Source organism: Variovorax sp. P1_H2 (genome assembly GCF_056405295.1).
This window is the reverse complement of record NZ_JBFUCJ010000151.1, coordinates 1-13585: the sequence shown is the minus strand read 5'-3', so window position 1 is coordinate 13585 and position 13585 is coordinate 1. Positions and strand designations below refer to the sequence as shown.

At 70.2% G+C, this 13585-nt stretch carries 12 protein-coding genes; all 12 read left to right on the top strand.

All coding sequences use genetic code 11. The features are described 5' to 3' along the window. Positions 1-2 precede the first annotated feature (2 nt). The 12 genes from AC1D2E_RS31885 (at position 3) to AC1D2E_RS31830 (ending at position 13408) form a co-directional block, all read left to right on the top strand. The gene (locus tag AC1D2E_RS31885; RefSeq protein ID WP_478201107.1) at positions 3-776 is read left to right on the top strand and encodes an ABC transporter permease; all 774 of its coding nucleotides are present in this window, start codon (positions 3-5) and stop codon (positions 774-776) included. Continuing rightward, positions 776-1555: an ABC transporter ATP-binding protein gene (locus AC1D2E_RS31880; RefSeq protein WP_478201106.1), complete on the top strand. Its 780-nt coding sequence runs from the start codon at positions 776-778 to the stop codon at positions 1553-1555. The genes AC1D2E_RS31885 and AC1D2E_RS31880 overlap by 1 nt, the downstream gene beginning before the upstream one ends. Positions 1556-1635: 80 nt before the next feature. Beyond that, complete coding sequence (hutC, locus tag AC1D2E_RS31875) at positions 1636-2439, top strand: histidine utilization repressor (protein ID WP_478201105.1); 804 nt, start codon at positions 1636-1638, stop codon at positions 2437-2439. A 57-nt stretch (positions 2440-2496) separates the two neighbouring features. Continuing rightward, entirely contained in the window at positions 2497-4047 is a 1551-nt protein-coding gene (hutH, locus tag AC1D2E_RS31870; RefSeq protein WP_478201104.1) for a histidine ammonia-lyase, read from the top strand. 39 nt (positions 4048-4086) lie between these two features. Continuing rightward, positions 4087-5805 (top strand): urocanate hydratase, encoded by a 1719-nt coding sequence (gene hutU / locus AC1D2E_RS31865; RefSeq protein ID WP_478201103.1) that lies wholly within the window; start codon positions 4087-4089, stop codon positions 5803-5805. A gap of 15 nt (positions 5806-5820) precedes the next feature. Next, on the top strand, positions 5821-6441 hold the full coding sequence (locus tag AC1D2E_RS31860) for a HutD/Ves family protein (protein ID WP_478201102.1): 621 nt from the start codon (positions 5821-5823) through the stop codon (positions 6439-6441). Positions 6442-6446: 5 nt separating this feature from the next. Next, the gene (gene hutI / locus AC1D2E_RS31855) at positions 6447-7700 is read left to right on the top strand and encodes an imidazolonepropionase (protein ID WP_478201101.1); all 1254 of its coding nucleotides are present in this window, start codon (positions 6447-6449) and stop codon (positions 7698-7700) included. Next, positions 7697-9145 (top strand): formimidoylglutamate deiminase, encoded by a 1449-nt coding sequence (locus tag AC1D2E_RS31850; protein ID WP_478201100.1) that lies wholly within the window; start codon positions 7697-7699, stop codon positions 9143-9145. Before hutI ends, AC1D2E_RS31850 begins: the two co-directional genes overlap by 4 nt. Positions 9146-9150: 5 nt before the next feature. Further along, positions 9151-9969, top strand: coding sequence for an N-formylglutamate deformylase (gene hutG, locus AC1D2E_RS31845; protein ID WP_478201099.1), 819 nt, complete (start codon positions 9151-9153; stop codon positions 9967-9969). A gap of 12 nt (positions 9970-9981) precedes the next feature. After that, positions 9982-11115: a histidinol-phosphate transaminase gene (locus tag AC1D2E_RS31840; protein ID WP_478201098.1), complete on the top strand. Its 1134-nt coding sequence runs from the start codon at positions 9982-9984 to the stop codon at positions 11113-11115. Next, positions 11112-12365 carry an MFS transporter gene (locus AC1D2E_RS31835; protein WP_478201097.1) on the top strand — a complete coding sequence of 418 codons (1254 nt, stop codon included), beginning with the start codon at positions 11112-11114 and terminating at the stop codon, positions 12363-12365. Before AC1D2E_RS31840 ends, AC1D2E_RS31835 begins: the two co-directional genes overlap by 4 nt. Next, positions 12362-13408 carry a homocysteine S-methyltransferase family protein gene (locus AC1D2E_RS31830; protein ID WP_478201096.1) on the top strand — a complete coding sequence of 349 codons (1047 nt, stop codon included), beginning with the start codon at positions 12362-12364 and terminating at the stop codon, positions 13406-13408. Before AC1D2E_RS31835 ends, AC1D2E_RS31830 begins: the two co-directional genes overlap by 4 nt. Positions 13409-13585: the final 177 nt, after the last annotated feature.

Genomic DNA, 13585 nt, shown 5'->3' with positions numbered 1-13585 from the left:
CGCTGGCGCCGCTCGAGCCCGTCAGCGCGCGCGCGCGCTGGCTGCTCGGCGTCGGCTTCTTCGTGGTCTTCGTGGTGGTCTGGGCCTTCTTCACGCTCGGCGGCTTCGTCTCGCCGACCTTCCTGGCCAGTCCGGTCACGATGGTCAAGGAAGCGGTGCTGCTCTTCACCGAGTACAACTTCAGCCACGACATCGGCATGACGGTATGGCGCGTGTTTGGCGGCTTCGTGCTGGCGACGATCGTGGCGGTGCCGCTGGGCATCGCGATGGGCACCTGGAAAGTCGTCGAGGCCTTCTTCGAGCCTTTCGTCTCGTTCTGCCGCTACCTGCCGGCCTCGGCCTTCATCCCCCTGCTGATCCTCTGGGCCGGCATCGGCGAGACACAGAAGCTGCTGGTGATCTTCATCGGCTCGGTGTTCCAGATCACGCTGATGGTGGCGGTCACGGTGGGCAGCGCGCGGCGCGACCTGGTCGAGGCCGCCTACACGCTGGGCGCCAACAGCCGCGGCATCGTCGCCCGGGTGCTGATTCCGGGTGCCGCACCGGGCATCGCCGAGACGCTGCGCCTGGTGCTCGGCTGGGCCTGGACCTACGTGATCGTGGCCGAGCTGATCGGATCGTCGTCGGGCATCGGCCACATGATCACCGACAGCCAGGCGCTGCTGAACACCGGGCAGATCATCTTCGGGATCATCGTCATCGGCATCATCGGCTTGATCTCCGACTTCGCCTTCAAGGCGCTCAACCGCCGTCTCTTCGCCTGGAGCACGATCTGATGAACCAGCTTTCGATTCGCGGCGTGTCCCGCACCTTCACGGGCACACGCGGCCAGACCACGCAGGCGCTGCTGCCGATCGACTTCGAGGTGCGCGAGAACGACTTCGTCACCATCCTCGGCCCGTCGGGCTGCGGCAAGTCGACCTTGCTTCGCATCGTCGCCGGGCTCGACTATCCGACCGAAGGGCGCGTGCTGCTCGACGGCCAGACCATCGAAGGCCCGGGTGCAGACCGCGGCGTGGTGTTCCAGAGCTACACGCTGTTCCCCTGGTTGACGATTGCACAGAACATCCGGTTTGGACTGCGGGAGCGCGGCATGGGCGAGGCCGACCAGAAGGAGCGCAGCGACTTCTTCATCGCCAAGGTCGGCCTGCGCGGCTTCGAGAACCATTTCCCCAAGCAGCTCTCGGGCGGCATGCAGCAGCGCACCGCGATCGCCCGCGCGCTGGCCAACGACCCGAAGATGCTGCTGCTCGACGAGCCCTTCGGCGCGCTCGACAACCAGACCCGCGTGCTGATGCAGGAACTGCTGCTCGGCATCTGGGAGTCGGCCCGCAAGACGGTGCTGTTCGTCACGCACGACATCGACGAGGCGATCTTCATGGCCAACCGCGTGGCGGTGTTCAGCGCTCGGCCGGGCCGCATCAAGACCGAGATCCCGGTCGACTTCGGCCATCCGCGCCACTACACGATCAAGACCTCGCCCGAGTTCATGGACATCAAGGCGCGCCTGACCGAAGAGATCCGCGCCGAGTCCATGGCCGCCGTCGAGCATTGATCCACGCCCAGGAACGACAGCATGAGTGCAGCGCAGAACCGCTTCAAGCAAGCTCGCACCGCAGTGCGAAGCACGAAGGCATGCGAATGAGCACCGCCAGCCTTCGCAAAGCCACCGACGCCCGTCGCGGCGCGCATCCGCGCGCCGCGACCTCGACGTCGCCCGCGCTGGCGCTGTACGAGCAGATCAAGGCTTTCATCACCCACAAGATCCAGGACGGCTCCTGGACCGCCGGCCACCGCCTGCCATCGGAGAGCGAGCTGGTGGCGCAGTTCGGCGTGGCGCGCATGACGGTCAACCGCGCGCTGCGCGAGCTGGTCGAGCAGGGACGCATCGTGCGCGTCGCCGGCGTCGGCAGCTTCGTCGCCGAGGACAAGCCGCAGTCGACCCTGCTGCAGATCGCCAACATCGCCAGCGAAATCCGCGACCGCGGCCACGACTACCGGTGCGAGTTCCTGACCGCCGAGCGCGTCGCCGCCGCGCCCGACGTCGCCGTCTGGCTCGACCTGCGGCCCGGCGAGTCGGTGTTCCACACGGTCTGTCTGCACATGGAAAACGAGACGCCGGTGCAGCTCGAGGACCGCTACGTCAACCCGCGCGTGGTGCCGGACTTTCTCGACCAGGACTTCTCGCTCGTTCCGCCGAGCGAATACCTGGTGCGCAACGTGCCCTTCGACCAGATCGAGCACGTGGTCGATGCGGTGCTGCCGACCCCCGAGCAGGCCGAGCGCCTGGCGATGCCGGTGACCGATCCCTGCCTGCTGCTGACGCGCCGCACCTGGACCCGGACCCTGCCGGTGACGGTGGTGCGCTGCCTGCACCCGGCTTCGCGCTACCGCCTCGGCAGCCGCTTCCGAGCCGACGGCAACCCTTCGTTCGGCTGAACGCGCGCGTCCGTTTTCGTTTTCGCGCGCACCTACTTGTATAGACAGGAGAATTCCATGACCGCCACCCCTACCGAAGCCGCAGCGATCGTCCTCGCCCCCGGCGACGTCGACCTCGCGACGCTGCGCCGCGTGCATGCCGGTGGCGTGCAGCTCGCACTCGATCCGTCGGCGCGCGCCGGCCTGCTGGCGGCCCAGGCCACGGTGCGCGGCATCGTCGAGGCCGGCAAGGTGGTCTACGGCATCAACACCGGCTTCGGCAAGCTGGCGCAGACCATCATTCCGCCCGAGCGGCTGGCCGAGTTGCAGCGCAACCTGGTGCTGTCGCACAGCGCCGGCACCGGCGAGCCGCTGAAGGCCGGGGTGGTGCGGCTGGTGCTTGCGACCAAGGCCGTGAGCCTGGCGCGCGGTCATTCGGGCGTGCGGCCCGAGATCGTCGACGCGCTGCTCGCGCTGTCGAACGCCGGTTTGCTGCCGCGCATTCCATCGAAGGGTTCGGTTGGCGCATCGGGCGACCTCGCACCGCTGGCGCATCTGGCCTGCGTGCTGATCGGCGAGGGCGAGGTCACTGCGCCCGACGGCGAAGTCATCTCGGGCACCGACGCGCTGGCTCGCATCGGCCTCGCGCCCTTCGTGCTCGGGCCGAAGGAAGGCCTGGCGCTGCTCAACGGCACGCAGGTGTCGACGGCGCTCGCGCTGGCCGGGTTGTTCGGTGCCGAGGACGTGTTCGCGGCCGGCCTGATGGCGGGTGCGCTGTCGCTCGAGGCGATCCAGGGTTCGATCAAGCCCTTCGATGCCCGCATCCACGCCGCGCGCGGCCAGCCGGGCCAGATCGCGGTGGCGGGCGCGGTGCGCGCATTGCTCGAAGGCAGCGAGATCCTGCCGTCGCATGCCGACTGCGGCCGCGTGCAGGACCCGTACTCGATCCGCTGCGTGCCGCAGGTGATGGGCGCCTGCCTGGACAACCTCGCGCATGCGGCGCGCGTGCTGCGCATCGAGGCCAACGCGGCTTCGGACAACCCGCTGGTCTTTGACAACGGCGATGTCATCTCGGGCGGCAACTTCCACGCCGAGCCGGTGGCTTTCGCGGCCGACATCATCGCGCTCTCGGTGGCCGAGATCGGCGCCATTTCGGAGCGCCGCATGGCGCTGCTGCTCGACAGCGGCCTGTCGGGCCTGCCGCCCTTCCTGGTGCGCGACGGCGGCGTCAACTCGGGCTTCATGATCGCCCAGGTCACGGCCGCGGCGCTGGCCTCGGAGAACAAGTCGCTGGCGCATCCGGCCAGCGTCGACAGCTTGCCGACCTCGGCCAACCAGGAAGACCACGTGTCGATGGCGACCTTCGCGGGCCGCCGGCTCGGCGACATGGTCGACAACACCGCGGTGGTCGTCGGCATCGAGGCGATGGCGGCCGCGCAGGGCATCGAATTGAAGCGTGGCCCCAAATCCTCCCCCCTGCTCGAAGCCGAATTCGCCGCCATCCGCGAGCGCGTCGCCTTCATCGACCAGGACCGCTTCCTCGCGCCGTCGATCGAAGCCATGCGCCTGTGGGCACGCCAGGGCCAGTGGCCCGAGGCCGTGCAGGCCATCCTGCCGAGCCACGCCTGAAACCGTCCGTCAAGACCCGTCACCGAAAGGAACATCGCCATGAACGCACCCGACAAATTCCTCGCCGGCGCCACCGACCCGCGCCACGATGCGAGCCGCGTGATCCGCGCGCCGCGCGGCAGCACGCTGAACTGCAAGAGCTGGTTGACCGAAGCCGCCTTCCGCATGCTGCAGAACAACCTCGACCCGGAAGTGGCCGAGCGGCCGCAGGACCTGGTGGTCTATGGCGGCATCGGCCGCGCGGCGCGCGACTGGGCCTCCTTCGACCAGATCCTCGCGACGCTCAAGGAACTCAACGACGACGAGACCCTGCTGATCCAGTCGGGCAAGCCGGTGGGCGTCTTCAAGACCCACGAGAACGCGCCGCGCGTGCTGCTCGCGAATTCGAACCTGGTTCCGAAGTGGGCCACCTGGGAGCACTTCAGCGAGCTCGACCGCAAGGGCCTGATGATGTACGGCCAGATGACTGCGGGCAGCTGGATCTACATCGGCAGCCAGGGCATCGTGCAAGGCACCTTCGAGACCTTCGTCGAGGCCGGCCGCCAGCACTACGACAACGATCTCGCGGGCAAGTGGATCCTGACCGCCGGCCTCGGCGGCATGGGTGGCGCGCAGCCGCTGGCGGCGACGCTGGCCGGTGCGGTGTCGCTCAACATCGAATGCCAGCAGGCCAGCATCGACTTCCGCCTGCGCACGCGCTACCTCGACAAGCAGGCCAAGGACATCGACGACGCGATCGCGCTGATCAAGCAGCACACGGCAGCGAAAGAAGCGGTGTCGATCGGCCTGCTGGGCAACGCGGCCGAGATCCTGCCCGAGCTGGTCAAGCGCGCCAAGGCGGGCGGCATCAAGCCCGACCTCGTGACCGATCAGACCTCGGCGCACGACCTTGCGAGCGGCTACCTGCCGATCGGCTGGACGCTGGCGCAATGGGAAGCGGCCAAGGCCGATGCGACCCAGCATCCGACCTTGCGCAAGGCCGCCGCCAAGTCCTGCGCCGTGCACGTGCAGGCGATGCTCGACTTCCAGGCGATGGGCATCCCGACCGTCGACTACGGCAACAACATTCGCCAGGTGGCGTTCGACGAAGGCGTGAAGAACGCCTTCGACTTCCCGGGCTTCGTACCGGCCTACATCCGGCCGCTGTTCTGCGAGGGCAAGGGCCCGTTCCGCTGGGTCGCGCTTTCGGGCGACCCGGAAGACATCTACAAGACCGACGCCAAGATCAAGGAACTGTTCCCCGAGAACAAGCACACGCACCGCTGGCTCGACATGGCGCGCGAGCGCATCGCCTTCCAGGGCCTGCCGGCGCGCATCTGCTGGCTGGGCCTGGGCGAGCGCGAAAAGGCCGGCCTTGCTTTCAACGAGATGGTGAAGTCGGGCGCGCTCAAGGGGCCGATCGTGATCGGCCGCGACCACCTGGACACCGGCTCGGTCGCCAGCCCGAACCGCGAGACCGAGAGCATGAAGGACGGCAGCGACGCGGTGTCCGACTGGCCGCTGCTCAACGCCCTGCTCAATACCGCGGGCGGCGCGACCTGGGTCAGCCTGCACCACGGCGGCGGCGTCGGCATGGGCTATTCGCAGCACTCGGGCGTGGTGATCGTCTGCGACGGCACCGACGCCGCGGCGAAGCGGATCGCGCGCGTGCTCTGGAACGACCCCGCCACCGGTGTCATGCGTCACGCCGACGCGGGCTACGACATCGCCATCGCGACCGCGAAGAAGCAGGGCCTGAACCTGCCGATGATCAAGTAGTCAACAAGCGCGGCCGTGCGAATCCATCGCTTCGACATCGCCTCGCTGGCCGCCACGCCGTGGAAGAACGGCGGCGGCACCACGCGCGAGATCGTCTGCATCCCGCCGGGCGCCGGCATGGATGGATTCGACTGGCGCGTGAGCATCGCGACCATTGCCGCCGCCGGGCCGTTTTCGGCCTTCGCAGGCATCGACCGCGTGATCATGCTGCTGGACGGCGCAGGCGTTCGCCTGCGTTCGGGCGATGGCCGCATCGACCACCGGCTCGATGCGGCGCATGCACCCTTCGCCTTTGCCGGCGATGCAGCGTTGGACTGCGAAATGCTCGGCGGGACCTCCATCGATTTCAACCTGATGGCGCGGCGTGCCCGGCTGCGCCCCGAACTGCGCGTGCTGGGGGCGGTCGAGGAGATCGCGCCCGCGGAGAGCGGTCTGCTGATGGCCCTGCGCGGCCGTTGGCGCTTGCATGCGGCGCACGGCGTCGGCTCCGGCGCGATCGACTGCGCGCCGGGCGAGGGCGTCTGGTGGGATGCCGCCGCGCACGGCTGGCTCGCCAGCCCCCTGGATGCGGGCGCCGCACTGGCCGCGGTGCGGGTCGACGCGACGGCCACGAACACGACGATGATCAGCGAGTGAACACCATGACCCTTGCCACGCTTCCCTCCGCCGACGGCGTCTGGGGCCCTCTGCGGCTCGCCCCCGGTGCACTGGGGGACGACCCGGTTCCTGATGGCGAAGCGGCCATCGTCGTGGCCGACGGCAGGATCCGCTGGGTCGGCGAGCGCAGCGCGCTGCCGGGCGACTGTGCAGCCCTGCCGCGCTTCGATGGCGGCGGCGCACTCGTCACGCCCGGGCTCGTCGATTGCCACACCCACCTGGTCTACGGCGGCCAGCGCGCCAACGAGTTCGCAATGCGGCTCGCCGGTGCCAGCTACGAAGAGATCGCGAAGGCGGGCGGCGGCATCGTGTCCTCGGTGCGCGCCACGCGCGAGGCCGACGAAGACACGCTGCATGCCCAGGCCGCGGCGCGGCTCGAACAGCTGCTGGCCGATGGCGTCTGCGCGATCGAGATCAAGTCGGGCTACGGCCTCTCGCTGGCGCACGAGCGCAAGCAGCTGCGCGTGGCGCGGCGGCTCGGCGAAGCCTATGGCGTGACGGTGCGCAGCACCTTCCTCGGCGCCCATGCGCTGCCAACCGAGTACGCGGGCCGCAGCAGCGACTACATCGACCTGGTCTGCCGGGAAATGATGCCGGCGCTGGCCGCCGAAGGACTGATCGATGCGGTCGACGTCTTCTGCGAGCGCATCGCCTTCTCGCTGGCCGAAACCGAGCGCGTGTTCCAGGCGGCGCAGGCGCTCGGCCTGCCGATCAAGCTGCATGCCGAACAGCTGTCGGACATGGGCGGCGCCGCGCTCGCCGCGCGCTACGGCGCGCTGTCCTGCGACCACATCGAGCACTTGTCGGCCGAGGGCATCGAAGCGATGCGCGCGGCCGGCACCGTGGCCGTGCTGCTGCCCGGCGCCTACTACACGCTGCGCGACACGCAGCTGCCGCCGATCGAGGCGCTGCGCGCCGCCGGCGTGCCGATGGCCGTGTCCACCGACCACAACCCCGGCACCTCGCCGGCATTGAGCCTGCTGCTGATGGTCAACATGGCCTGCACGCTGTTTCGGCTGACCGTGCCCGAAGCGCTGGCCGGCGTCACCCGCCATGCGGCGCGCGCGCTCGGCCTGCAGGACACGCACGGGGTCATCGCGCCGGGCATGCCGGCCAACTTCGTGCTGTGGAACGTGCGCGATGCGGCCGAGCTGGCTTACTGGTTCGGCCAACGGCCGCTGCGCGCGGCGGTGCGCCAGGGGCGCATCGCCGTCGGCACGGTGGGGGCGATGCAATGAGCGCAGCGCCGGGCCGCTCCCAAGCCAACGCGCACCGCAGCGCGAAGCACGAAGGTTCTCCATCGAGCCGGGCCGTGTTCGCAGCCGATGCCTTGCTGCCTGGCGGCTGGGCCCGCAACGTCCTGCTCGAATGGGACGATTCGGGCCGGCTGACGGCGGTGCGGCCCGGCGCGCAGGCGCCGGCAGGCGTGGCGCGCGCGGCCGGTCCGTTGATTCCAGGCCTGCCGAACCTGCATTCGCATGCCTTCCAGCGCGCCTTCGCGGGCCTGACCGAACACCGCGCCGAGCAGCAGGACAGCTTCTGGAGCTGGCGCACGCTGATGTACCGCTTCGCCGCGCGCCTCGGGCCCGAGCAGATGGAGGCGATCGCCACCTGGCTCTATGCCGAGATGCTCGAAGCCGGCTACACGAGCGTCTGCGAATTCCAGTACCTGCACCATGACGCCGACGGCCGTCCCTACGCCGACGACGCGACCTTGAGCCTGGCGCTGCTGCGCGCCGCGCAGCGCACGGGCATCGGCTTCACCCTGCTGCCGGTGCTCTACCAGGCCAGCGGCTTCGGCGGCCGGCCGCCGAACGAAGGCCAGCGTCGCTTCGTCCGATCGACCGAATCGATGCTTCGCCTGCTCGATGCGTTGAAGCCGGTGTGCGACGCGCAGGGCGCGCGGCTGGGCCTCGCGCCGCATTCCCTGCGTGCCGTCGCGCCCGACGCATTGCGGGATGCGCTCGCAGGCCTCGATGCGCTCGATCCCACGTCGCCGATCCACATCCACATCGCCGAGCAGACCAAGGAAGTGGACGACTGCCTGGCGTGGAGCGGGCAGCGCCCCGTGGCCTGGCTGCTCGACCATGCACCGGTCGATGCGCGCTGGTGCCTGGTCCATGCCACGCACATGGATGCGGACGAATACCGGCGCGCGGCGACGAGCGGTGCGGTCGCCGGCCTGTGTCCAACGACCGAGGCCAATCTCGGCGACGGCATCTTCGACTTCGCGGCGTGGCGCCGCCACGGCGGTGCCTGGGGCATCGGTTCCGACAGCCACGCCTGCGTCAACGCGGCGGAGGAGCTGCTGATGCTGGAGTACAGCCAGCGCCTGGCCACGCGACAGCGCAACGTGGGCGCCGACGGCGCGCACCCTCAGGTCGCGACCGCGCTCGCGCTGGCTGCCGTGCGGGGCGGCGCGCAGGCCGCGGGCCGCGCCATCGGTGGCCTGGCGGTGGGGCAGCAGGCCGACTTCGTCGCGCTCGATGCCCGCCACCTCGCGCTCCAGGGCCTCGCTGCGCCCGACATGCTCTCGGCCCACGTCTTCGCCAGCCACCGAACTTCCGCCATCGATGCCGTGTGGGTGGCCGGCCAGGCGCGCGCCGCCGGCGGCCGCCACGCATTGCACGACGAAGCCGCGGCCGCCTTCGTGGCCGCGCGCACCCAACTTCTCGAGGATTGAATCCCATGAGCTTCACCACACCCGAGCCCCCTTTCCGCTTTCACCCCGGCAAGCGCCCCTTGCTGATCTCGATGCCGCACGTCGGGACCTATGTTCCGCCGCAGCTCGCGGCGCGCTTCACCGACGAGGCCCGCCAGGTGCCCGACACCGACTGGCATCTCGAGCGCCTGTACGACTTCGCGGACGAACTCGGCGCCTCGGTGCTGATCGCCACGCACTCGCGCTACGTGATCGACCTCAACCGGCCGCCCGACGGTGCGAGCCTCTATCCGGGCCAGAGCGTCACCGGCCTGTGTCCGGTCGACACCTTCGACGACACGCCCCTCTATGCGGCCGGCGACGTGCCCGGCGAAGCCGAGATCGCGCAACGCCGCGAGGCCATCTGGCAGCCCTACCACCGCCAGCTCGCGGGCGAGCTCGAGCGCTTGAGATCGCTGCACGGCGTCGCCGCGCTGTGGGACGCGCATTCGATCCGCTCCGTGCTGCCGCGCTTCTTCGACGGCAAGCTGCCGGACCTCAACCTCGGCACCGCGCAGGGCGCCAGTTGCGATCCGGCGCTGGCGCAATCGCTGCGTGACATTGCCGGGCAGGCGCAGGGGTTCACTTCCGTGCTCGACGGCCGCTTCACCGGCGGCTACATCACGCGCCAGCACGGCCGACCCGCGCAAGGCGTGCATGCTGTGCAGCTCGAGATGACGCAATGCAGCTACATGCAGGAAGTCCTGCCTTTCGACTACCTGCCCGAGGTGGCGGCGCGCGTGCAGCCGCATGTGCGGCGAATGCTCGAAGCGGTGCTCGAATTCGTCGAGCGCCGCCGCGCCTGAAGCCAAAGACCCATGAACGCATCCGACATCCTTCATCTCGCCCGTCCCGAGGTGCCGCCGCTGCCGCCCTACAACGCCGGCCTGTCCTCCGCGGCGGTGCGCGCGCGCTACGGCGCGACCGCGATCAGCCGCCTCGCGAGCAACGAGAACCCGTTCGGCGCCAGCCCGCAGGTGGCGCGGGCGCTGGCCGACGTGGCACCGTGGCTCATGAACTACCCCGATGCGGCCTGCACCGCGCTGCGCAGCGCGATCGCCGGCCGCTGCGGCGCCGAGGCTGGCCAGGTCGTGATCGGCAACGGCTCCGAGGACATCCTGCAGATGCTGTGCCTGGCCCTGCTGTTGCCGGGCGACCGGGTGCTCGCGCAGCGCCCGGGCTTCGGGCTGCACGAGATATTCCCGCGAATGATGGGCGCCGAGGTCGAATCGCTGGCGCTGACTCCGGCGCTCGAATTCGACCTCGATGCCTGGTGCGAGGCGCTGGCGCGCGGACCGAAGATCGCGATGATCGCCAACCCGTCGAATCCGGTCGGCTGCATGTTCGATGCGAGCGCCTTCGAGCGCCTGCTCGCGGCCACGCCGGCCGGCACGCTGCTGGTGATCGACGAGGCCTACGTCGAGTACGCGCGACTGGCCCCCGGCTTCCCCGACGCGCTGGTGGCGCTGCGCGACCAGCAGCGGCCCTGGATCGTGCTGCGCACCTTCTCCAAGGCCTGGGGCCTGGCGGGCCTGCGCGTCGGCTACGGCGTCGCCTCGGACGCCGCGCTGGTGCAACTGCTCGACCGCGTGCGCACGCCCTTCAACGTCAACCAGGCGGCCCAGGCCGCCGCCCTGGCGGCATGGGGCGACGAGTCCTTCATGGCCCATGCGGTGCGCGAGACCGTGCAGTACCGCGAGGCACTGGCGGCGCAGTTGCGCGCGCTGGCGCTGCCGGGGCTGCGGATCGCGCCGTCGGCGGCCAACTTCCTGTTCATCGACCTCGGCCGACCGAACGGCCCGGTCAACGAGGCCCTGCTGGCGCGCGGCATCATTGTGAAGCCCTGGAAGGAGGCCGGCTTCGAGACCTTCATCCGGGTTTCGATCGGCATGCCGGCGGACAACGAGCGCTTCCTGCAGGCCCTGCGCGAGATCCTCGACGCGACGCCGTGAAGATCTTCCGGGGCTGGAGCGTGGTCGCTGCCGCGCACGTGCTGCTGGCGCTGGTGTTCGGCGCCGCCTATTCCTTCGGCGCCTTCTTCGAAGGCATCCAGGCCAGCTTCGCGGCCGACCGGTTCGCGGTGGCGTCGGTGTTCTCGATCACGGCCTTCCTCTACTACCTGGTCGGCGCATTCGCGGGCGCGCTGGCCGACCGCTTCTCGCTGCGCAAGGTCGTGGGCGCGGGCATCGTACTGCTGGCGGCCGGTTTCGCGCTGGCCAGCGTGGCCTCGTCGCTGCGGTCGCTGTTCGCGGTCTTCTGCGTCTTCGCGGGCCTGGGCATCGGGCTGGTCTACGTGCCGGCGGTGGCGGCCGTGCAGCGCTGGTTCGTCCGGCAGCGCAGCCGTGCCTCGGGCCTGGCGCTGGCCGGCACCGGGATCGGGACCTTCGTCGGCCCGGTGGCGGCCGGCCTGCTGATGCACCAGTTCTCGTGGCAGGCCACGATGCAGATCTTCGCCGGCGCCATCGCGCTGCTGGGCCTGGGCGCGGCGATGGCGATGCGCGCGCAGCCGCAAGACCTCGGGCTGCTGCCCGACGGCGATGATCCCGGGTGCGCGCCGTCGCAGGCCCCGCTGCAGGAGGGCGTTCGGCTGCGCGATGCCGTGCGGCAGGCGCGCTTCTGGTGCTACTTCGCGGCGATCGCCAGCGGCTCGGTCGGGCTCTTCGTCGCGCTGGTGCACGTCGCGCCGGCGGCGCGCGCACAGGGCATTTCGGCGGACAGCGCCACCCTGCTGATCGGACTGATCGGCATCGGCAACGTGCTGGGCCGGTTGTTCCTGGGTGGGCTCGGCGATCGGCTCGGGCCGCAGCGCCTGCTGTTGCTGCTGACCCTCGCGCTGGCCGTGCTCGACGGCGTCTGGCTCGGCGCGGCGAGTTTCCCGGCGCTGGTTGCCTTCACGCTGCTGTTCGGCGCCGCCAACGGCGGCTGCATCGCGCTCTATCCGGCCGTGGCCGCCGGATGGTTCGGCACCCGGCAGCTCGGCGCCATCCTGGGCGCGCTGTACATCGGCGTCGGCGTGGCGGCGCTGTTCGGTGCCAGCGCGGCCGGACTGCTGTTCGACCTGCGCGGCAGCTACGCCTGGCCGATCGGGGCCAGCGGCTTGCTGGCGCTGCTGTCGGCGCTGTGCCTGACGGGCGCTGCGCGCTGGCGTCCAAGACCCGGCAGCGCCGAGGGCCCGGCGCCGCTTTCTACAATCGGCGCATGAAGCCCGTCGTCTACACCCGCGCCCAGCAACTGCCCGCCATCCTGGCCCAACGCATCGCCATCCTCGATGGCGCGATGGGGACGATGATCCAGCGCTTCAAGCTGAGCGAGGCGCAGTACCGCGGCGAGCGCTTCAAGGACTTCCCGCGCGACGTCAAGGGCAACAACGAGCTGCTCTCGCTGACGCGGCCCGACATCATCCGCGACATCCACGAAGGCTATCTGGCCGCCGGTGCCGACCTGATCGAGACCAACACCTTCGGCGCCACCCGGATCGCGCAGGAGGACTACAAGATGGCCGACCTGGCGCGCGAGATGAACCTCGAATCGGCGAAGCTCGCGCGCGCGGCCTGCGACAAGTTCAGCACCCCGGACAAGCCGCGCTTCGTCGCCGGCGCCCTCGGCCCGACGCCCAAGACCGCCAGCATCAGCCCCGACGTCAACGATCCGGGCGCGCGCAACGTGAGCTTCGAGGAACTGCGCGCTTCCTACCACGAGCAGGTCGAGGCGCTGGTCGAAGGCGGGGCCGACCTGCTGCTGGTCGAGACCATCTTCGACACGCTGAACGCCAAGGCCGCGCTGTTCGCGATCGACGAGTACTTCGAGGCCAGCGGCGAGCGGTTGCCGCTGATCATCAGCGGCACCGTGACCGACGCCTCGGGCCGCATCCTGAGCGGCCAGACCGTGACCGCCTTCTGGCACAGCGTGCGGCATGCGCAGCCGCTGGCCATCGGCCTGAACTGCGCGCTCGGCGCCGCACTGATGCGGCCCTATATCCAGGAACTGGCGCGCGTCGCCGACGACACCTTCATCAGCTGCTACCCCAACGCCGGCCTGCCCAATCCGATGAGCGAGACCGGATTCGACGAGACGCCCGACGTCACCTCGCGCCTGCTGCACGAGTTTGCGGCCGAAGGGCTGGTGAACATCGTCGGCGGCTGCTGCGGCACCACGCCCGAGCACATCGCCGCGATCGGCCAGGCGGTCGCGCCGCTGGCGGGGCGCAGCCTGCATCGCACCGCGTTCTACCGCGAAGCGGCTTGAACTGGCCCCCACGCTCCCTCACTTCGTGTGGTCGCTGCCCCCCGAGGGGGCCGCAGGCCGCCTTGGGGCGGCCCGGCGCCGGCCTGGGCCCCCACGCTCCCTCACTGCGTGTGGTCGCTGCCCCCCGAGGGGGCCGCAGGCCGCCTTGGGGCGGCCCGGCGCCGGCCTGATCTGGCC

Bases quoted from the DNA above. Each gene is read 5' to 3' on its own strand.
- AC1D2E_RS31880 (WP_478201106.1), top strand. From the start codon at position 776: ATGAACCAGCTTTCGATTCGCGGCGTGTCCCGCACCTTCACGGGCACA.
- hutC (WP_478201105.1), top strand. From the start codon at position 1,636: ATGCGAATGAGCACCGCCAGCCTTCGCAAAGCCACCGACGCCCGTCGC.
- hutH (WP_478201104.1), top strand. From the start codon at position 2,497: ATGACCGCCACCCCTACCGAAGCCGCAGCGATCGTCCTCGCCCCCGGC.
- hutU (WP_478201103.1), top strand. From the start codon at position 4,087: ATGAACGCACCCGACAAATTCCTCGCCGGCGCCACCGACCCGCGCCAC.
- hutI (WP_478201101.1), top strand. From the start codon at position 6,447: ATGACCCTTGCCACGCTTCCCTCCGCCGACGGCGTCTGGGGCCCTCTG.
- AC1D2E_RS31850 (WP_478201100.1), top strand. From the start codon at position 7,697: ATGAGCGCAGCGCCGGGCCGCTCCCAAGCCAACGCGCACCGCAGCGCG.
- hutG (WP_478201099.1), top strand. From the start codon at position 9,151: ATGAGCTTCACCACACCCGAGCCCCCTTTCCGCTTTCACCCCGGCAAG.
- AC1D2E_RS31840 (WP_478201098.1), top strand. From the start codon at position 9,982: ATGAACGCATCCGACATCCTTCATCTCGCCCGTCCCGAGGTGCCGCCG.
- AC1D2E_RS31830 (WP_478201096.1), top strand. From the start codon at position 12,362: ATGAAGCCCGTCGTCTACACCCGCGCCCAGCAACTGCCCGCCATCCTG.